Genomic DNA, 21,320 nt, shown 5'->3' on the forward strand with positions numbered 1-21,320 from the left:
AATGTTCAGTTTCCAAGGTGAAAACATTCTTTCTGTCAATCAATTAGACAGAGATTCTATTGAACACATCTTCTCCATTGCCAAAAAAATGGAACCCTATGCTAAAAAGCAAAAACGTACCCAAGTACTTAATGGGGCGATTTTGGCAAATCTATTTTTTGAACCAAGCACGAGAACACGGGTAAGTTTCGGCACCGCATTTAACCTGCTAGGCGGCCTAGTCCGTGAAACCACAGGTATGCAAAGCTCAGCACTGGCAAAAGGCGAATCTTTGTATGATACCGCCCGTGTGATTTCTGCTTATGCTGACGCCGTGGCTATGCGCCACCCAGACGCAGGCTCAGTAGCCGAGTTTGCAACTGGTTCCGACGTTCCTGTCATCAACGGTGGCGATGGCCCTAATGAACACCCAACTCAAGCACTGTTGGACTTACTGACGATTGACCGAGAGCTTAGCCGCTTTGGTACCGGAATTGACGGCATGCACATCGCCCTAGTCGGTGATTTAAAATACGGCCGTACCGTGCATTCTTTATCAAAGTTACTTAGCCACTACAAAGATATCCGCTTTACAATGGTTGCACCGGATGGCTTACAAATGCCTCAGTCTATTTTAGATGTCGTAGACAATGCCGGTCACCGTATTGAAGTCGTGTCTAAGATGGAAGGCAATTTAGCTGCCGATATCGTTTACCAGACTCGTATTCAAGAAGAGCGCTTCCCTTCTCAAGAAGAAGCAAACAAATACCGTGGTGGCTTTAGGATCAGCCAAGCGATTTATGACGCTCACTGTAAACCTAGCTCAGTATTAATGCACCCATTACCTCGCGACAGCCGTAGCGATGCAAACGAGCTAGACAACGACCTAAATAACAACGACAACCTAGCTATCTTCCGCCAAGTTCAAAATGGTGTATTGATCCGTATGGCACTTTTTGCCCTAACGCTAGGTGTTGAAAACCAAGTGGAAAAACACGAGGTAGAAGTACCTTGGTTTAGCCGCAAACGTGAAAGCTAAAAAGGATCGACAATGACAATCAGTCAAGACTTATTTAAACGCGCCCAAGACTCAATCCCTGGAGGCGTTAACTCTCCTGTTCGCGCTTTTAATGGTGTAGGTGGTACGCCACTATTTATTACCAAAGCCGAAGGCGTTCACACCTTTGATGCCGATGGTAAACAGTACATTGATTATGTGGGTTCTTGGGGCCCGATGATCTTAGGTCATAACCATCCTGAGATTAAACAAGCAGTGCTTGAAGCAGTTGAAAATGGCCTATCGTACGGCGCGCCGACGGAAACTGAAATCCTAATGGCGGAAAAAGTAAAAGCGCTAGTACCATCTATTGAAAAAGTGCGCATGGTAAGCTCTGGTACAGAAGCGACCATGAGCGCTATTCGCCTTGCTCGTGGTTACACCGGCCGCGATAAGATCTTAAAGTTTGAAGGCTGTTACCACGGTCACGCTGACGCTTTGCTTGTTAAAGCAGGTTCAGGTGCACTTACTATGGGCGTGCCTAACTCACCAGGTATTCCTGCCGATTTTGCTAAGCATACGTTAACGGTTTCATTTAATAACCTTGATGAAGTAAAAGCTATTTTTGAGCAGTACAAAGATCAAATCGCCTGTGTGATCATCGAGCCAGTTGCTGGAAACATGAACTGCATTCCACCAGTAGAAGGCTTTTTAGAAGGCCTACGCGAAGTATGTACTGACAATCAAAGTGTGCTTATCTTTGATGAAGTCATGACAGGCTTTCGTGTTGCACTTGGTGGTGCTCAACAGTACTACAACATCACCCCAGACTTAACCTGTTTAGGTAAAGTGATTGGTGGCGGTATGCCAGTGGGTGCGTTTGGTGGTAAAAAAGAAATCATGGATTACATCGCCCCAGTTGGCCCGGTTTATCAAGCGGGCACGCTATCTGGTAACCCAATTGCCATGGCTGCTGGTTTAAAAGCGCTAGAGCTGCTTTCAAAAGAAGGGCTACACGCAGAGCTTGAAGCTAAAAGTAAAGCCCTGTGTGAAGGCTTTCAAGCTGCTGCTGATGAAGCAGGCATCGCGCTTACGACTAACTACGCGGGTGGTATGTTTGGCTTCTTCTTTACTGACGCTAAAAAAGTAACCAGCTATCAACAAGCAACTGAATGCGACCTAGAGCGCTTCAAAAAGTTCTTCCACTTGATGCTAGATGAAGGCGTTTATTTAGCCCCATCTGCATTCGAAGCGGGTTTCGTGAGCACAATGCATTCTGACGAAGAAATCACTAACACTATCAATGCTGCAAAGCGTGCATTTGCCAAGTTGTAATCACTGATTGCAACCCACATTAGTTTGTATTTAAAAAGCCCGCTCAGGGCTTTTTTTGTTTTTTCAGCTACGCTTTGAATAAGCTTTTCAAAAGCTTCGGTCTATTTAACCTAGGCGCACATAATTAATAACACTGTGCAAAGTTAAAACTATCATACAGAGGAAGTGATGGCTGGATTTAATACGCTTATTAATCCTGCAACCCGTTTGATGGCACGGTTGCGATACAAAACAAAAATGGCCGTTGTATTTGGCATTTTATTACTACCACTAAGCCTCAGCTTGTTTTTTCTAAACAGTGTACTTAACCATTCTATTTCAGTCAGTGAGATGCAGAGGCAAGGGCTCACACTTTACCCCAGTATGTTGGAAAACATTTTAGCGGGTAAAGCTTCCGATAATTCAATTTTATTGCAACGCACTAAGTTACCCAAAGTGAGCGCCGTGGGCGCAAGCGCCCTTGAGCAGCTCTCAATTGCCTCTCAACTTGCCGTTGATGATGATCTTGGACGCAGTTACCTGAATCGCACACTTGTTGAGTCTGCGCCAAGACTTATATCGCAAATCAATGAAATTGAAGCGCAAGCAAGCGATATCATCAGTAGAGGCAGTTTTACTCCAGATAGTTTTATTGCGCTGTCCAATTTAAACAAAGGATTGCCAGGCGTCACGACACTATTTTCAGGCAAACTTAACATTGCTATCAATGATAATCAGCGACTCAAAAAGCAGCTTAGTCAGCCCTTAGCTGAGCTTGAGTCTAGCCTCTCTGATTACCAGCAAGCGGTGAAAACAGGTTTGTTAGACCCTGATGAACTGGCACTCTCACAAGCGCAATTTAACCGTTACTACCAAAGTGCAAGTGATGCTATCAAGCAGTTTGTTAATGTTGCAACACCCACGCTTGCCGGGCTTGTCGCCGAAAAACAAAACCAGCAACGGTGGATCAGAAACACCGTTGCCTTGGCTTCACTACTCGCACTGATCATCGCTATTTATCTTATGGTTGGCTTTTACTCCTCGGTCATGGGCACCATCACGACTTTCTCACATGCAGCGCAGAGCGCTTCCCGAGGGGATTTAAGCATCAAAGCGCAGACAACTGGTTCCGACGAGCTTAGCCAAATTATTGAACAATTTAATGCGGTACTACGTGCCTTTATCTCTTTGCTTGGCAACGTTCGATTAAGTAGTGACGAGCTACAGCATGCAACAAGAACACTCAATAAAATAAGCCAAGATACTGAGAAGGACGTTGCCCAGCAGGAGAATAAAATCCAGTCTATCCACCATTCTCTCGAGAATATGGCACAGTCCGCTCGCTCAGTTGAGGATGCCGCATTTAGCGCAACAGAGCTGGCCTCCGTAGCAGCCAAACAAGTAAAGCAAAGTAGCGTCAATACCACAGCCCTTGCAGAGCAAATGACCGAACTACAAGCTGAGTTTCAACAAAGTCGTGCAGCCTTAGATAAGCTAGCGGAAGACACGCAAAACATTAGTCAGGTGAGCTCCGCGATTAGAGAGATTGCCGAGCAAACCAATTTACTCGCGCTCAATGCCGCAATTGAGGCTGCTCGTGCAGGTGAACAAGGCCGAGGATTTGCGGTGGTAGCGGATGAGGTTAGAACGCTTGCGCAAAGAACGCAGCAACAAACGGAAGAAATACACAATATTATTCAATCTTTACAAGCTGCATCCAGAGACACGCAAGACAAAATGCGCAGCAGTGAAGACAATATGGCACAAAGTGTTATCGCCGCGAATGATACCAATGAAGTCCTACAGCACGCAGAGCAAAGCATGCGAGACATAGATGAACAAGGGAAACTGATCAGTCAGTTAGTGCAACAACAAACCCAAGCGACCGAACACGCATTGAATGAATCATCTGAGATCAGTAACTTAGCACAGCATACTCTGGGTTCCGCAAGAGCGACCCAAAGTGATGCACAAAAACTTGGCAAGCTCTCACAAACTTTAAATAAAGAAATCGATAAATTTAAAGCTTAGAGACTGGCTAGGGTCAACAAACCCTAGCAGCCAGTAGTTTGCTCAACACCCAGGTCTTGGTTCGAACATGCTTTCTCTAATAGGTAGCTGCAATACAGGACCACAACTCGGAGGCGACTGCTTACCCGTTTTTGGATTGATAAACGCCCAGCGAATGGACTTTGGACGCTCATAAACAATCGCTTGTGGGTTCAGTGGTTTTAGGTAACGAATATAGAGCTCAAGCGCACCTTGGCTGCCCGTTAACCCCGTTGGCTTGTTATCATCACGACCAATCCAAGCAACGGTGACCGTATTTTGGTCAAAACCGGCAAACCAGCTGTCTCTTAAATCATTACTCGTCCCCGTTTTCCCTGCAAGTTGAATAGAGGGGAAATGAAGATTGAGGCGTTTTGCCGTGCCTTTTTTAGTTACGCGCTTCATGCCATATTTCGTCATGTATACTGCATCGCTGTCTAGCGTTTGGCTTTTTTGTACAGGATGTTCGTATACCAGTTTACCCAGTGAATCGGTGATAGCCATGACGCTGGTCAACTCGCTCTGCTTACCATCTGCAGCAAGTGTGGTGTAGGCCTCTGCAACATCAAAACTGGATAGCTCTAACGCGCCCAACAATAAAGAAGGATAAAGTGGAATCGACTTAGAGACACCAAGCTCATTCAAAGTTTGTGCGACTCGATTAACACCCACATCCAGACCAAGGTTTACCGCTGGAATATTGATGCTATTGCTGAACGCTTCAAACATTGGCACTTGGCCTCTGAATTTATGATCAAAGTTCTCTGGAGACCAAACCTTACCTGAACCGTCGGTCACTTCAAGGGGACTGTCATCAAGTAGCATGCCCAAATGGTAGTTTGGATTCGACAAGGCACTCAAGTAAATAGCAGGCTTGACCAGTGAACCTATATTGCGCTCGGTGTCTAACACTCGATTAAAACCTGAAAACTTCAACTGACGACCAGCAACTAACGCCGATACACCCGCTTTTTCAACATTAACTGACAGCATTGCAGTTTCTAAATCTTCCGTTTTAAAGCGGCGCTCTAAGTAAGGCAAGCCCTTTTTAACGGCATCTTCCATCGCCGTTTGCTTTTGTAAATCGAGATAGGTAAAAATCCGAATTCCAGAGTCGACAATGTCATCATCAGGCACCAGTTTCTTTAACTCGCGATTCACCAACTCCAAATATCCAGGATAAGACTGCATACGGCTCGCTTTTAAAGGCTGTACGTCAATCGGCCTTGCCAGCGCTGCGCGGTACTCAGGCGTTGTGATAAGGTCGTTTTCCACCATTAGCCTTAAGACTAAATCACGTCTTTCCATTACCCGCTCAGGGTAGCGTCTTGGGTTATAAAAAGACGGCCCTTTCACCATCGCGACTAACATAGCGACTTGGTCAAACTCAAGCTCGTCCACCGGCTTACCAAAATAAAAATCGGCCGCAAGCCCCATACCATGAACGCCTTGATTATAGGTTTGCCCCAAAAACACTTCGTTCAAATAGGCTTCGAGGATTTCATCTTTGCTGTAACGGAAATCTAAAATCAATGCGATGAACGCTTCATTCACCTTGCGGATTAAGGTGCGATCTCTGGTGAGATAAAAGTTCTTTGCGAGCTGTTGCGTAAGCGTACTGCCACCTTGCACGGTTCGCCCTGCTTTGATGTTGGCATACAGCGCACGTAAAATAGACAGCGCAGAAACACCATGATGTTGGTAAAAGTCTCTATCTTCTACCACCAGCAGCGTTTCTTTTAAAATATTAGGAAATTTATCGAACGGAACAAACTCTCTGTCTTGCCGAGATTCATTGCCGATCCGAGCAATCTGCACTGGTTCTAAGCGAGCGTCAGCTAAGCGTCGACCTTGATTATCAACAATATTGGCAAGCTTCTTACCAGCAAAATTAAGCGTAAAAATACGCGCGGTTTCTGGGCCATCGTAGAATTCGAACGCGCGACGATGGATGGTGATTGTGCGACCTTGAACGGTATATTGACCGGTACGGCTGATACGATTTACACGGGAATAATTAAGCCGCTTCAGCTCCCACAGCACTTCATCCTCATTAAGGAACTGATCAGGAAAAAACTGCATCGATCTGGCATAAACCTGCACGGGAAGTTCCCATTTATTGCCTTCAAACTGGCGGCTTATTTTGGCGTCTAAGTAGATGATATAGATTGCTACAAGGAATATCGCCGCAATAGTCCCCTTCCAAAAGAAAGACCACAACGTGCTCAGTACACGGCCTTTAATTCTTTGCATCTTAGAACCGTTTTGCTGGGTATTGTTTTTACGCGAAGTGTTCGCTTTGACGTTTGAATTTTTGGCAGGTGTTCTTTTCTTTTTATCCGTCATGACCCAAGTAAAACTAAAAAATGAATCGCAAGATGGTAGGGTAACCTAAATTAACAACTGCTGAAAGTAGAATAATATTTATAAAGAAAAGTGAGCCCTGCTGGACTCACTTTGTTTAGACAACGAGAACTTTACAATATTGACCGAGAGCCAAATTGGTATTACTGTCCGCGAACTGTCACGAACTCGGGATAGGCATCTACGCCACAATCATGTTGATCCATACCGCTTAGCTCTTCTTCTTCACCAACGCGGATCCCCATGCTCGCTTTCAATACACTCCAAACAATATAAGAAGCAATGAAAACAAAACCTAAAATAGTGATAAGTCCCACAGCCTGACCTTGGAAAGTAGCGTCTGAGTTTGAAAATGGCACCATCATCACACCCAGCGCACCGCAGATACCGTGAACAGAGATAGCACCGACAGGATCATCAATTTTTGCTTTATCTAGCGCAACGATACTAAACACCACCAATGCACCGCCTATGGCACCGAGGATAAGCGCTAATACAGGTGTTGGAGAGGCAGGTTCTGCGGTAGTGGTCACTAGACCTGCTAGTGCACCATTAAGCACCATAGTTAAATCCGCCTTGCCCCACATTAATTTACACACCAACAGTGCAGCAACCGCACCTGCAGCCGCCGCCGCATTGGTATTTAGCATGATTTGGCTGACCGCGATGGCATTTTCTTTGTCGGCAAGGAACAGTTGAGAGCCACCGTTAAAGCCAAACCACCCCATCCACAAAATAAATGTGCCTAGTGTAGCTAGTGGCATGTTGGAACCAGGAATTGGGTAAATCTCACCATTTTTGCCATATTTTCCTTTGCGCGCACCTAGTAACAGAACACCCGCTAGTGCCGCAGCAGCACCGGCACCATGCACAATGGCAGAACCGGCAAAGTCAACAAAGCCAAGCTCAGATAAGAAACCACCGCCCCACGTCCAATAGCCTTCTAACGGGTAGATAAAACCAGTTAACACCACACAAAATGCTAAAAACGCCCACAATTTCATACGCTCAGCAACAGCGCCCGAGACAATTGACATGGCCGTTGCAACAAATACAACTTGGAAGAAAAAGTCGGATTGCAGTGCATGGTCGGCATCCTTAGCAGCACTGCCAATGAGCGCGCCAAGACTTGGTAAAACCCCACCTTCGGCATTATTCACATACATGATGTTGTAACCAATAAGCAGATACATAGTACAAGCAATAGCGTACAGTGCGACGTTCTTGGTAAGGATTTCAGTGGTATTTTTTGAGCGTACTAATCCCGCTTCAAGCATAGCGAAACCGGCAGCCATCCACATAACTAAGACGCCAGAGATCAAAAAGTAAAAGGTATTTAATGAAAATTTTAGTTCTATTATTGTATTTTCCATTGCTCGGCTCCCCTTAAATGGCTTCTTCATCAAGTTCGCCGGTACGGATCCGAACAACTTGGTCTAAGTCGTAAACAAAGATTTTTCCATCACCAATTTTTCCAGTGAACGCAGCCTTTGTAACCGTTTCCACAACGCGCTCGGCGTTTTCGCTTAACGTTGCAATTTCTATTTTTATTTTTGGAATGAAATCGACTTGATATTCTGCACCGCGATACAGTTCGGTGTGACCGCGCTGACGTCCAAACCCTTTAACGTCAACGACCGTCATGCCTTCAATCCCCAGATCGGCTAACGCTTCACGCACCTCATCCAGTTTAAATGGTTTTATTATTGCACTTATCATTTTCATGCTGAGTCCCCTTAGGACAGTTGATCCTGTTGTATGCAGTAATCCAACCTTTATGCCAAATTTTTTATTCCTTAATTAACAATGAATTAAAGTGGGAGGTGGAATTTAACGCATAAAAAATGCACCATCTAGGTGCATTGATATTAAGTCTGAACTGAGTTGGTGCATAAACACCCAAATAACGAAAAGCTAATGCGCGATAACGCAATTTCGTTGTTTGTCCTTCGCTTTATAGAGCGCTTTATCAGCTTTGCGCATTACTTCGCTTAAACTCTTTGATTGGCAAGCCGCGAGGCCAATACTGATGGTGCAATAATGCTTACCTTCAGGAATTTTAAATGCTTGCTGTGCAAGGCGCTCTCTAAAGTCTTCTAGCATGTGCTTTGCCATCTTCATATCTGAGCTTGGAATAAGCAAAGCAAACTCTTCCCCACCAATACGTGCGACAATGTAGTGACCAAATGCACTACGCAGTAAATCAGCAACTTGTTTAAGTACATCATCACCGCTTTCATGACCATATTGGTCGTTAATAGATTTAAAATGATCGAGGTCTAACAATGCCAATATATGCTGGCTCGGTTTGTTTTTGATTAAACGCTCTGCCTGCTGACAGAAATAACGGCGATTATAAAGTCCTGTTAAATAGTCTCGATGCGCATATTCTTTGATTTCTGCAATCAAATTGAGCTGCTCCATCGTCTGCATGATGCGGCAATGAAACTCTTCACTCATAAAAGGTTTTGCCAAAAAGTCATTGGCACCGTATTTGATAAACTTTGCTGACAAGCCATGACTTCCAGCGCCAGACAGACCAATAATCGCCAACTCATCTCGTCCGCGACTATTACGAACGGATTTCACCAACTCAAAGCCATCCATCGTCGGCATCGCAAAGTCTGTCAGCAGTAGCTTAATTTCATGGTCAGATAGCAACATCTCCAATGCCTGTTCGCCATCTTGCGCCTCAAGCACTGTAAATAATTGCTTTTCAAGCATCTGCTTCATTACTGCTCGACTGATCACAGAATCATCGGCGATCAGCGCCTTGCAACCTTGGTTTCTCAACAGTCTAGATGCTAACTTGACCGCGTATAGGTATGAATCACGGTTGTCTTTAATCACATAATCCACCACGCCCATTTCAAGCATTTGCTGGCGGCTATATTCATCTATTTTTGAGGTCAGCACCACAGTGGGAATTTTGTGGCTGAGCGTAAGCTGCACGACCTCTGCGTCCATCGCATCGGGCAGCGTTAAATCTACCAGCGCCAATGTATATTGGTGCTGTGCTAAGAAGTCCTTACTTTCCTTGAGGGACCAAGCAAAATCGATTTCGACATCTAGATGCTGAGCAGCAAGGTGTCGCAATACCTGTTGTACGACTTTACTGTCTTCAACAATTAAAATTCTTTGCATGGATTGAGATCTCTTAAGTACAACGAGAAGCGCAGTGAAACAAGAATTTAACGGGGCTAAATACTTTATTACTACATAATAAAGTACTAAATATACGCGAATCTTGCACTAAAAAAAACCAAATCGGCTCAAATTCGTTACTTTTCGACAAACGAGGTTACAACAGTCTATTTTCAAACCTGCCGTTTTTTTTGTTGAGTTTGTCTCAATGGCTTTGAATTTCAGATGAAATACTTCTTTAATGCAGACATACCTAATGCAATACCGAGGAAGCAATGAAAAAACTACTACCACTATTGCTCGTGAGTTGTGCCCTGCTCTCAGCGCCAAGCATAGCTGAAGAGCACAACCGCGCAATTGAGATAGATCATAAAATAACAACTGAGCATAGAGCCGAAATAAAAGGTGAACGTATTAACTACACCGCAACAACAGGCACGCAGCCGGTGTGGAATGAAAACGGCGATGCAGTTGCAACGTTGCATTACACCTACTACAAACGCACAAAAATTAAAGATATGAGCAAACGTCCGCTGCTGATCTCATTTAACGGTGGTCCGGGCTCTGCTTCCGTGTGGATGCACATTGCCTATACTGGCCCAAGAGTATTAAAAATTGATGACGAAGGATATCCACTGCAACCTTACGGTTTGAAAGATAACCCATATTCGGTGCTAGATGTTGCCGATATTGTTTATGTAAACCCAGTCAACACAGGTTATTCTCGCGTACTCAAAAATGCTGAAGGTAAATATCCGAGTAAAGCCGAACAAACAAAGATGTTTTTTGGCGTCAACGCGGACGTGAAGTACTTAGCCGAATGGCTCAATACATTTATTCATCGCAATGAGCGTATGCTTTCCCCTAAGTACCTGATTGGTGAGAGCTACGGCACGACTCGAGTGTCAGGTCTTGCGCACGCGATGCAAAACAATCAGTGGCTTTATCTCAATGGCGTGGTGTTGGTATCTCCTACAGAAATCGGCATTAAACGAGAAGGTCCGGTTGAAGTGGCAAACCGTTTACCGTATTACGCTGCTGCCGCTTGGTATCACAAGGCGTTATCTTCTGAATTACAGAATAAAGATTTGCTCGAAGTGCTTGCAGAGGTTGAACAATATACGGTTGATCAGTATCTTCCCGCACTCGCCAAAGGCGCATTTATCAGCGCCCAAGAAAAACAAAGTGTGACACAGGCCGTTGCTAAATATAGTGGCTTAAGCGAACGCTTTGTAGCTCAAAACAACCTAGATATTCCTACTGCAGCATTTTGGAAAGAACTGTTGCGTGACCGTGGCTATACACTTGGTCGGTTGGACTCACGCTATCTTGGTATTGATAAAAGAGACGCCGGTTCTCGCCCTGATTATTGGCCTGAGCTGACCTCTTGGTTGCACTCATTTACGCCAGCGATTAATCATTACTTCGCTACAGAACTCAACTATAAAACCGATGTAAAATATAATATGTTTGGTTCAGTTTACCCTTGGGATAACAGCGATAATAATGTCGGTGAGCAATTACGATTAGCAATGGCACAAAACCCTTACCTAAACGTGATGATCCAATCTGGCTATTACGATGGCGCAACGAATTACTTTGATGCCAAATACAATATGTGGCAACTCGATCCGAGCGGAAAAATGCGTGATCGCTTAAGCTTTAAAGGTTACCGCTCCGGGCACATGATGTATCTGCGTCATGAAGATTTACAAAAGTCGAACGAAGATCTCCGCGAGTTTATCTTAAAAACAACCCCCAAAGCGGATCAGTCTGCGCTTTACTAAATTCCCAACCCATTGTGGCCGCGCAAGCGGTCACTTATCTAATGCTCACCAGATTGTAAAAATTTCCTTTTATCCTTCTACAGTTACCTATAATCTAGATATACTCAATACTATCTCTCTACAACTTAGGCACGCACCATGAACGAGCAGTTTAAAGTCGTCTTCGTTGGCATGGCCGACGGTAAGGATCAACAAAGCGCCGCTATCGCAATTGCAGACAGGTTGAAAACCTCACCCTCAAAGATCCAGCAATTTTACGCTGGCAAAAACTTGTTTGCTCCTGCAGATAAAGCCAAAGCACTAAAACAGGTAAAATTACTTGCAAGCGCGGGGATCAATGCCAAGCTACAAAGCCAAACAGCCGCTACTCCAACCAACGCAGATCAAGAGCGCGTATTTGAAGCGTTGGATTACATCACCAGCAGTCTAATACGCATCGAAGAGCGATTAGAGGAACTTGAGCAACGCGTAGCACCAACTCCCCATACTAAAATAGAAGATACAACAGACGAAGAGTGGGAAACGAAGGAGCTATTTGATGAGCTGGACTTTGAGCCTAGCCCTCCGGCTAAATCTAAGACTTGGCTATATTATCTGCTCGCTGTATTAATTATTTTATTTATTCTGCTTGGTGTAAGTTTGTTTTTCCCTGAGTGGCTCGCGTTAGAATGAGTAAAACTAATAACAACATAAATAAATCTCAAGTTACTCGTGCTTATTTGAGAAAAATGATTAGAAACGCAAGAAACTCGCTATCAGCAGAGCAACAGAAGACAGCCGCGGCACACCTTAACATTAATTTTTTTCAACAAATAAAACTTCCTAAAAATGCCAATGTTGGGGTCTATATTCAAAACGATGGAGAACTAGATACATCCCTTTTAATTCAATCGCTTTGGGATAAAAAACACCAAGTTTTTCTACCCATAATCCACCCCTTTAATCATGCTAATTTGCTCTTCCAGAAGTATGAAAAAAACTCACCCATGAAGGCAAATCGCTATGCTATCTTGGAACCTAAGTTAGATTGTTCAGCAGTGGCACCGCTTGCATCATTGGATTTCCTTTTGATGCCTCTGGTTGCTTTTGATGAGCAAGGTAATCGCCTCGGTATGGGCGGTGGGTACTACGATAGAACATTGGCGTTACACTACGCTGAGCAGCGAGCTAAACCAGCACTTGTTGGTCTTGCTCATGATTGCCAGCAAGTTCCAAGCTTACCAACAGCAGCTTGGGATGTACCGCTCCCAACTATCCTCACTCCAACCCAACTATACACTTGGCCAAAAAATAATTTAGCAGGCAAATAGTTAAGCGCATTTTGAGGCACTTTTGACCATGACGCTGACACTTTGATTGAGTTATACTCCATACAACTTCAATGACAACTAAGTGTAGCGTTATGACTCAAGATGAAATGAAAAAAGCCGCGGCATGGGCAGCTTTGAACTATGTAGAAGAAAACACCATTGTTGGGGTTGGTACAGGCTCAACGGTAAACCACTTTATTGATGCGCTTGGCAGTATCAAGGATCAAATCAAAGGGGCAGTATCAAGCTCTGAAGCTTCAACAGAGAAGCTAAAAGCACTTGGTATTGAAGTTTTCGAGCTAAACGATGTGTCAGAGCTTGCGGTATATGTTGATGGCGCAGATGAAATCAACAGCACCAACGAAATGATAAAAGGTGGTGGCGCAGCACTGACGCGCGAGAAAATCGTTGCAGCTGTTGCCAAGAAATTTGTTTGTATCGTTGATAATACAAAGCATGTTGAGACGCTAGGCGCATTTCCACTACCTGTTGAAGTGATCCCAATGGCGCGTAGTTACGTGGCAAGAGAGTTACTAAAATTAGGTGGCGATCCAGTTTACCGTCAAGGCGTTATCACTGATAACGGCAATGTCATTCTTGATGTGCATGGCCTAGAAATTAGCGCAGCAAAAGCGCTTGAAGAAAAAATTAACCAGATTGTTGGCGTCGTGACTAATGGCTTATTTGCCGCGCGTGGCGCTGACGTTGTAATAACAGGCACTCCAGAAGGGCCTAAAATCAACTAGTGAGATTACAGATGAGCAAGGTTTCGTTATCAAAGGATAAAATTCGAATTTTGTTGTTAGAAGGCGTGCATCAAAGCGCTGTTGAGACGCTAAAGCGCAACGGTTATAGCAACATAGACTACGTTAAAACATCCTTACCGGAGCCTGAGCTGATCGAGCGGATCAAAGATGCTCACTTTGTCGGGATCCGCTCACGTACCCACCTTACAGAAGCAGTTTTAGAACAGGCTGAAAAGCTGGTCGCGATTGGCTGTTTCTGCATCGGCACCAACCAAGTGGATTTGGATGCTGCTAAAAAACGCGGTATCGCCGTATTCAACGCACCATTTTCTAACACCCGCTCTGTGGCTGAACTCGTCTTAGGTGAAATTCTCTTGTTATTGCGCCGTGTTCCTGAGCGTAACGCAAAGGCGCATCGCGGTGAGTGGGATAAATCTGCCGATGGTTCATACGAAGCCCGTGGTAAAACGCTGGGTATTATTGGTTATGGTCACATTGGCACCCAGCTTGGCATTATGGCTGAGAATATCGGGATGAACGTCGAGTTTTATGACATCGAAGATAAGCTCACGCTCGGCAACGCAACGCAGTTACACACGCTAACGCAACTGCTACAAAGAGCGGACGTGGTCAGTTTGCATGTACCAGAGACATCACAGACCAAAAACCTTATCGGCATGGCTGAAATTGAAGTGATGAAACAAGGCGCAATCCTAATTAACGCATCACGTGGAACGGTTGTTGATATCGACGCCTTAGCTGAAGCTTTAGCCGCGAAGAAACTTTCTGGCGCTGCTATCGATGTATTCCCCGTTGAACCAAAATCTAATCATGAAGAGTTTGTCTCACCACTACGCGAGTTTGACAATGTACTGCTAACCCCACACGTTGGTGGTTCTACCCAAGAAGCACAAGAAAACATTGGTGTGGAAGTCGCGGGTAAGTTGGCGAAATATTCAGATAATGGTTCAACAGTCACGGCAGTTAACTTCCCCGAGGTTTCTCTACCTGAATTATCAAACCGAAGCCGTTTATTACACGTACACGTAAACCGCCCAGGCGTACTAACGCAAATCAACCAAGCGTTCGCTCAGCACGGTATCAATATTGCGGCGCAATACCTACAAACGGATGAATCTATTGGTTACGTGGTTATCGACGTCGATAGCGACCACTCTGAAGTGGCGTTGAAAGAGTTAAGTGCAGTTGAAGGAACTATCAGAGCACGTATTCTTCACTAATACCAATTGAATTAATTCTCTAATCAATTTGAAGGGTGAAATAGCATATTAGCTTCGTTAGCAACATAGACTACGTTAAAACATCCTTACCGGAGCCTGAGCTGATCGAGCGGATCAAAGATGCTCACTTTGTCGGGATCCGCTCACGTACCCACCTTACAGAAGCAGTTTTAGAACAGGCTGAAAAGCTGGTCGCGATTGGCTGTTTCTGCATCGGCACCAACCAAGTGGATTTGGATGCTGCTAAAAAACGCGGTATCGCCGTATTCAACGCACCATTTTCTAACACCCGCTCTGTGGCTGAACTCGTCTTAGGTGAAATTCTCTTGTTATTGCGCCGTGTTCCTGAGCGTAACGCAAAGGCGCATCGCGGTGAGTGGGATAAATCTGCCGATGGTTCATACGAAGCCCGTGGTAAAACGCTGGGTATTATTGGTTATGGTCACATTGGCACCCAGCTTGGCATTATGGCTGAGAATATCGGGATGAACGTCGAGTTTTATGACATCGAAGATAAGCTCACGCTCGGCAACGCAACGCAGTTACACACGCTAACGCAACTGCTACAAAGAGCGGACGTGGTCAGTTTGCATGTACCAGAGACATCACAGACCAAAAACCTTATCGGCATGGCTGAAATTGAAGTGATGAAACAAGGCGCAATCCTAATTAACGCATCACGTGGAACGGTTGTTGATATCGACGCCTTAGCTGAAGCTTTAGCCGCGAAGAAACTTTCTGGCGCTGCTATCGATGTATTCCCCGTTGAACCAAAATCTAATCATGAAGAGTTTGTCTCACCACTACGCGAGTTTGACAATGTACTGCTAACCCCACACGTTGGTGGTTCTACCCAAGAAGCACAAGAAAACATTGGTGTGGAAGTCGCGGGTAAGTTGGCGAAATATTCAGATAATGGTTCAACAGTCACGGCAGTTAACTTCCCCGAGGTTTCTCTACCTGAATTATCAAACCGAAGCCGTTTATTACACGTACACGTAAACCGCCCAGGCGTACTAACGCAAATCAACCAAGCGTTCGCTCAGCACGGTATCAATATTGCGGCGCAATACCTACAAACGGATGAATCTATTGGTTACGTGGTTATCGACGTCGATAGCGACCACTCTGAAGTGGCGTTGAAAGAGTTAAGTGCAGTTGAAGGAACTATCAGAGCACGTATTCTTCACTAATACCAATTGAATTAATTCTCTAATCAATTTGAAGGGTGAAATAGCATATTAGCTTCGTTAAAAATTTCTCATTTAGAACAACTAAATAGCAAAATTTTTGCCTTGCTACTAAAGCTATTTCCCCGCTTCAAGATAGATCATTTACTTAATACAACTGGTATAAGAAGAATCACACATAAAAAAACCAGTCGCTGTGAAGCGACTGGTTTTTTGTATCAATCTGGCTTACGCCATGAAATCAACACCTTCTTTGATGTCTTTTTCAAGTGTCGCTAGCATGTCGTCTTTTGCTTTTTGCTCAAACGCGCTTAGCTCACCGTAAGGTAGTAACTTCTCTACACCGTTTTTACCAAGGATAACTGGCTGTGCAAAGAATGTTGCATCGCCTGTGTTACCTTCAACGTATGCGTACTCAAGTACTTCTTCACCTTGTAGGCCTTTCACTAGTGAGAAGCAGAAACGTGCTGCTGCTGCACCCATTGAAAGCGTAGCTGAACCGCCACCCGCTTTAGCTTCAACCACTTCAGTACCCGCGTTTTGGATACGAGTCGTTAGTGCAGCGACTTCTTCGTCAGTGAACTCAACACCTTCAACTTGAGAAAGTAGAGGTAGAATTGTAGTACCAGAGTGACCACCAATTACTGGGATCTTAACTTCAGCAACGTCTAGACCTTTAAGCTCTGCGATGAAAGTTTCAGCGCGGATAACGTCAAGCGTTGTTACACCGAATACGCGAGCTGGATCATAAGTGCCTGCTTTTTTGAACACTTCAGCAACGATTGGTACCGTGCCATTTACTGGGTTTGTGATGATACCAACAAGTGCTTTAGGGCAGCTTCTAACGATACCTTCAGCAAGTGTCTTGATGATACCTGCGTTAACGTTGAATAGGTCAGCACGGTCCATACCAGGCTTACGAGGCATACCAGCAGGGATAAGCACTACGTCAGCACCAGCAAGAGCTGGGTCTAGGTCGTCTTTACCATAACCCGCTACTTTTACCGCAGTTGGGATGTGAGATAAGTCAACTGCAACACCAGGTACAACAGGTGCAACGTCATAAAGCGCTAACTCAGAGCCAGCTGGAAGACCATTTTTAAGCAATAAAGATAGAGCTTGACCGATACCGCCAGCGGCACCTAATACAGCAACTTTCATTTGAATTCTCCATAATTTGAAGGTGGAATTGAGTGTGCAGTAAAGATAATGAAAAGCGCTGTTAAACACAAATTAATCACGGTTATTTTCGAGATTTTTTGACTAATGTCTTAAATAAAAGTGTAAAGATCGCGACACTTTGTACACTTATGCTTTACGACTGCCATTTTGGTCGCGCAAATTTGGGAATCTCGGCGGTTTTGTGTAGAATTTAAAGATTAGCCGTAAAAGAAGACAGACTATGCAGCCGCAAGAAAAACAAGAAGCACTGATCAAAGCATTTAAAGCCATTTTAAAAGAAGAAAACTTTGGCTCTCAAGGTGAAATTGTTGATGCTCTAAAACAACAAGGATTTGACAACGTCAGTCAGAGCAAAGTGTCGCGCATGCTGAGCAAGTTTGGTGCTGTGCGTACACGTAATGCCAAACAAGAAATGGTTTACTGCTTACCCGCCGAAATGAGCGTACCAACAGCAAAAAGTCCTTTACGTCAGTTAGTCGTTGATATTATGCACAACGAAATGATGATTATTATTCGAACCAGTCCTGGTGCTGCACAGTTAATTGCGAGGCTACTTGACTCATTAGGCACCGCAGACGGCGTATTAGGTACCATCGCTGGCGATGACACGATTTTTATTGCCCCTGCCAAAGTATCTGAAATCGACGTTACTTTAGATAAAGTAAAAACTCTGTTCGATAACGTTTAGTCTATTATTTTTATCGGTGCTAACTCACAGGTTAGCACATACTCTGATACTCTAGCTTCTACGAACACGCTTCCCGACTATCACGATAAACAGAATAAATTGCTTAACTTTACAGCAAAAAACGTTTGACATAATATGTCTAACTGTGGCAACTTTAGAAACACATGTGAGGCTTTCTCACAACGCATGGATGGTTTTTAAGCTGATTGACTAGCTTCTCGGATTTGTTTCCTACAGTGTCTCCGTCTTACCGGACACGAACGCTATTCGCTTCACTCAATCATCTCACATTCTATGATGCGGAACTCACCGCTTGATACACACAAAGACACCTTACGGCGCTGAGTGGACAATTCACTTACTTAACCGCTTAAAAGGAAATGCAAGGAACTAAGGATCAGCAATGGAATTTTTAAATACTGCATTTACGTTTCCCACTGTTATTTTTTCAACACTACTACTGATAGTGTTGTTGTTCTGGCTAATTGCTTTACTCGGTTTTGCTGATATCGATATCTTAGAAGGCGATGTTGATATTGAAACCGAAGGCGCAAGCTCTGGTTCTTTTTGGGAAGTCGCTTTTGGCGGCGTCCCTGTGAGTATTTCATTGAGTTTAATCATCGCGCTGGGCTGGATTGTCAGTATTTATGTACAACAGTTTTTTGCTTACCTACTAGGCAATGGCATTTTCTACTACCTGATGGGCACGGTATTTATGCTTGTTAGCCTCATTGCTGCATTACCACTAACCGCCGTCATTGTAAGACCATTACGACGCTTTTTCGAAAGCCAAGAAACCACATCAAAGCAAGCGCTGGTTGGGCTCGAATGCGTTATTGCAACATCGAGAGTTAGCAACACGTTCGGTCAAGCCAGAGTATATATTCAAGGAACAGAGCAACTCATCGAAGTGCGCTCGGATGAAGATAACACTTTCACACTAGGAGACAGTGCCTTACTTATCGAACATGACACCCTTACACATAGCTACACGATTGTGGCTAAACCTTGGTAATAGTACGGAAAATAACGGAATTTAGGAACGAGTTGGTATAGCTAATACCAGCTCAAACAATATAGCGCAACGCAGGAAAAAACATGGAATTTCTAAACAACCTCGGACCGGTGCTCGCAATCGTGGGCATATCCATCGTCATTATTTTTGCCATTCTACTTCTGATTGGAAAGTTCTACCGCAAGGTTGAACAAGGTCAGGCATTGATCATCAACAAGATGAAAAACGAGCCGGATGTCACGACTACAGGCGGCATTGTGCTACCTGTGATCCAAAAAATGGAAGTCATGGATATTTCAACTAACCGCATGGTATTGGAGCGTCGTGAAAACAGCGGCCTGATCTGTAAAGACAATATCCGTGCCGACATCGCCATCACTTTTTACATTCGCGTAAACGAAAACAAAGAAGATATCCTACGCGTTGCTAAACAAGTTGGCTGTGCCCGCGCATCGGCACCAGAAACCTTACAAGCATTATTTGAGGCAAAATTCTCCGAAGCCTTGAAAACCGTTGGTAAGCGCATGAATTTTGAGGAGCTATTTACCCATCGTAATGAGTTCCGAGATTCTATTAAAGAAGTGATTGGACAAGATTTATCTGGCTATACGTTAGAAGATGTGGCGATTGATTATCTTGAACAAACCTCTATCGACAAGTTAGATCCAAATAACATTCTTGACGCTGAAGGTATTCGCCGTATTACCGAAAAAACCTCACGCCAAAACGTGGAAACGAACCAACTTAAATGCGATGAAAAAGCGCAAATCGACAACCAAAATCAAGCAGCCTTTGAAAAAGCCGCAGAAGTCGAGCGCCAACGAGAAGATGCCAGCGCGAGACAGCGTCGTGAAATCGAATCGGTGCGCGCTCGCGAAGCCGCAGAAGCTGAACGTGTTAAGCATGAAGAGCGCTTAAAAGCCGAAGAAGCACGCCTCAAAGCGGACGAAGCAATTGCAATTGCAGAGCACAATAAACAGCGTGAAATCGATGTTGCAGAGCAAAACCGCCTTCGCTTACTCGGTATAGAAGAAGAAAAAGTCACGCGTTCTCGCCAGATTGAAATTATCGAACGTGAGCGTGAAACCGAAATACTACGTATTCAAAAGGCCAAAGCGCTAGAAGTTGAACGTAAAGAGATTGCCGATGTTCAGCGTGAACGGGTTGCCGTAGAGAAAACCGTTGCCGAAGAACAAGAGCGCATCAAAGACGTACAATGTATTGCTGAAGCCGAGCGTGAAAAACAAGCGAAAATTATTCTTGCTCAAGCTGAGGCTGAAGAAGCGTTGGTTAAAGATATTGAAGCAGCTAAAGCTAAAGAGCAAGCTGCCGAGTTTAAAGCCCGTGAAATGGAAAAAATGGCCGCAGCAGAACTACGTATTGCGAACCAAACCGCAGAGTCGAAGAAAATTCTTGCCGAAGCTGCCCAAGTTGAAGCGGCAGCGCCTGGTCTTGCAGAAGCTGATATCATCAAGGCTAAAGCCGCTGCAAGTGCCATACAAGGCGAGACTGACGCTAAAGTACTACAACAAAAACTAGAAGCAGAAGCACAAGGTAAACGTGATATTGGCCGCGCCGAAGCCGAAGTACAAGCAGCAATGGCTGAAGCAACTAAGAAGCAAAGTGAAGCCGAAGCGCAAGGCAAACGTGAAATTGGTTTGGCAGAAGCTGAGGTTCAATCAGCAATGGCTGAGGCAATTGAAAAACAAGGTGAAGCAGAAGCTATCAACCTTGAGCGTAAGATGTCAGCAGAAGCCAAAGGTCTTACAGAGAAGCTGGAAGCACTGAATAAGATGGATAAAGACGCCCGTGAATACGAAGGCTTTACACTACAGCTAAATCAACAGAAAGAGCTGACGCTTGCGAGTATCGAGGCAAACAAACAAGTTTCTGCAAGTCAGGCTGAAGTATTAGGTAAAGCACTGAGCGGTGCTGATATCAACTTTATGGGCGGCGACGGCCAGTTCTTTAACCAGTTTATGAATGCCATCACAGTGGGCAAGTCAATTGACGGCTTAGTCGGCGAGAGTAAGACGGTACAAACCGTATTTAAAGATCACCTAAACGGTGAGCGTAATTTGATGGACGACCTAAAAGGGGTGTTGGCTGGTGCCAATGCGTCGTCGGAAACGCTAAAAAACATCAACATGAGTAAGTTCTTCCAACAGCTAAGCAATAGCTCAGATGCGGATAAACAGCAGCTACTCAAGTTACTTGGCGGCTCGTTAAATGGCAGTAAACAAAGCGAACCACTAGAGTAATTAACCCTGAGGAGTCAATCTTCTTGGCTCCTCTCCCCCATTTGCGACAGCGC

Annotated in this window: 16 protein-coding genes and 1 pseudogene; 12 read left to right on the forward strand and 5 right to left on the reverse strand. The window is 44.6% G+C overall.

Translation table 11 applies throughout. The features are described 5' to 3' along the window. The first annotated feature begins 1 nt into the window (after window position 1). The 3 genes from PPIS_RS10415 to PPIS_RS10425 all read left to right on the forward strand — a co-directional run bounded on the left by PPIS_RS10415 (window position 2) and on the right by PPIS_RS10425 (window position 4,321). On the forward strand, window positions 2–1,018 hold the full coding sequence (locus PPIS_RS10415; protein ID WP_010372246.1) for an aspartate carbamoyltransferase: 1,017 nt from the start codon (window positions 2–4) through the stop codon (window positions 1,016–1,018). A 12-nt stretch (window positions 1,019–1,030) separates the two neighbouring features. Next, entirely contained in the window at window positions 1,031–2,311 is a 1,281-nt protein-coding gene (hemL, locus tag PPIS_RS10420; protein ID WP_010372249.1) for a glutamate-1-semialdehyde 2,1-aminomutase, read from the forward strand. Between the two features lie 168 nt (window positions 2,312–2,479). Then, the gene (locus PPIS_RS10425) at window positions 2,480–4,321 is read left to right on the forward strand and encodes a methyl-accepting chemotaxis protein (protein WP_010372252.1); all 1,842 of its coding nucleotides are present in this window, start codon (window positions 2,480–2,482) and stop codon (window positions 4,319–4,321) included. 42 nt (window positions 4,322–4,363) lie between these two features. Here the strand turns inward: PPIS_RS10425 and mrcB are convergent, their stop codons facing one another. The 4 genes from mrcB to PPIS_RS10445 all read right to left on the reverse strand — a co-directional run bounded on the left by mrcB (window position 4,364) and on the right by PPIS_RS10445 (window position 9,847). Beyond that, entirely contained in the window at window positions 4,364–6,685 is a 2,322-nt protein-coding gene (gene mrcB, locus PPIS_RS10430) for a penicillin-binding protein 1B (RefSeq protein ID WP_010372255.1), read from the reverse strand. A gap of 161 nt (window positions 6,686–6,846) precedes the next feature. After that, the gene (locus tag PPIS_RS10435; RefSeq protein ID WP_010372257.1) at window positions 6,847–8,076 is read right to left on the reverse strand and encodes an ammonium transporter; all 1,230 of its coding nucleotides are present in this window, start codon (window positions 8,074–8,076) and stop codon (window positions 6,847–6,849) included. Window positions 8,077–8,089: 13 nt separating this feature from the next. Continuing rightward, on the reverse strand, window positions 8,090–8,428 hold the full coding sequence (locus PPIS_RS10440) for a P-II family nitrogen regulator (RefSeq protein ID WP_010372259.1): 339 nt from the start codon (window positions 8,426–8,428) through the stop codon (window positions 8,090–8,092). 189 nt (window positions 8,429–8,617) lie between these two features. Continuing rightward, entirely contained in the window at window positions 8,618–9,847 is a 1,230-nt protein-coding gene (locus PPIS_RS10445; RefSeq protein ID WP_010372263.1) for a GGDEF domain-containing response regulator, read from the reverse strand. Window positions 9,848–10,122: 275 nt separating this feature from the next. Here PPIS_RS10445 and PPIS_RS10450 point away from each other — a divergent pair, with 275 nt between their 5' ends. From PPIS_RS10450 to serA (PPIS_RS10475), 6 genes and pseudogenes are all read left to right on the forward strand, one after another. Then, window positions 10,123–11,634 carry a S10 family peptidase gene (locus PPIS_RS10450; RefSeq protein ID WP_010372266.1) on the forward strand — a complete coding sequence of 504 codons (1,512 nt, stop codon included), beginning with the start codon at window positions 10,123–10,125 and terminating at the stop codon, window positions 11,632–11,634. A 138-nt stretch (window positions 11,635–11,772) separates the two neighbouring features. Then, window positions 11,773–12,306, forward strand: a complete 534-nt coding sequence (locus PPIS_RS10455; protein ID WP_010372269.1) for a hypothetical protein — start codon at window positions 11,773–11,775, stop codon at window positions 12,304–12,306. Further along, entirely contained in the window at window positions 12,303–12,944 is a 642-nt protein-coding gene (locus PPIS_RS10460) for a 5-formyltetrahydrofolate cyclo-ligase (RefSeq protein WP_010372272.1), read from the forward strand. The genes PPIS_RS10455 and PPIS_RS10460 overlap by 4 nt, the downstream gene beginning before the upstream one ends. Window positions 12,945–13,036: 92 nt before the next feature. Beyond that, a complete protein-coding gene (gene rpiA, locus PPIS_RS10465; RefSeq protein WP_010372275.1) occupies window positions 13,037–13,690 on the forward strand; it encodes a ribose-5-phosphate isomerase RpiA in 654 nt (217 codons plus the stop codon). 11 nt (window positions 13,691–13,701) lie between these two features. Continuing rightward, window positions 13,702–14,931 (forward strand): phosphoglycerate dehydrogenase, encoded by a 1,230-nt coding sequence (gene serA / locus PPIS_RS10470; RefSeq protein WP_010372278.1) that lies wholly within the window; start codon window positions 13,702–13,704, stop codon window positions 14,929–14,931. Between the two features lie 59 nt (window positions 14,932–14,990). Then, window positions 14,991–16,124, forward strand: a pseudogene (gene serA / locus PPIS_RS10475) (phosphoglycerate dehydrogenase); the annotation flags it as partial. Window positions 16,125–16,349: 225 nt separating this feature from the next. On the opposite strand, the gene mdh reads toward serA (PPIS_RS10475), so the two are convergent. After that, on the reverse strand, window positions 16,350–17,282 hold the full coding sequence (gene mdh, locus PPIS_RS10480) for a malate dehydrogenase (protein WP_010372282.1): 933 nt from the start codon (window positions 17,280–17,282) through the stop codon (window positions 16,350–16,352). 241 nt (window positions 17,283–17,523) lie between these two features. Between mdh and argR the strand changes: the two genes are divergently transcribed. The 3 genes from argR to PPIS_RS10495 all read left to right on the forward strand — a co-directional run bounded on the left by argR (window position 17,524) and on the right by PPIS_RS10495 (window position 21,267). After that, window positions 17,524–17,991: a transcriptional regulator ArgR gene (gene argR / locus PPIS_RS10485; protein WP_010372285.1), complete on the forward strand. Its 468-nt coding sequence runs from the start codon at window positions 17,524–17,526 to the stop codon at window positions 17,989–17,991. Between the two features lie 403 nt (window positions 17,992–18,394). Then, window positions 18,395–19,006, forward strand: a complete 612-nt coding sequence (locus tag PPIS_RS10490) for an OB-fold-containig protein (RefSeq protein ID WP_010372286.1) — start codon at window positions 18,395–18,397, stop codon at window positions 19,004–19,006. An 83-nt stretch (window positions 19,007–19,089) separates the two neighbouring features. Then, window positions 19,090–21,267, forward strand: coding sequence for an SPFH domain-containing protein (locus tag PPIS_RS10495; RefSeq protein ID WP_010372289.1), 2,178 nt, complete (start codon window positions 19,090–19,092; stop codon window positions 21,265–21,267). Window positions 21,268–21,320 lie beyond the last annotated feature (53 nt).

The organism is Pseudoalteromonas piscicida, from assembly GCF_000238315.3.
Lineage (GTDB): Bacteria > Pseudomonadota > Gammaproteobacteria > Enterobacterales > Alteromonadaceae > Pseudoalteromonas > Pseudoalteromonas piscicida.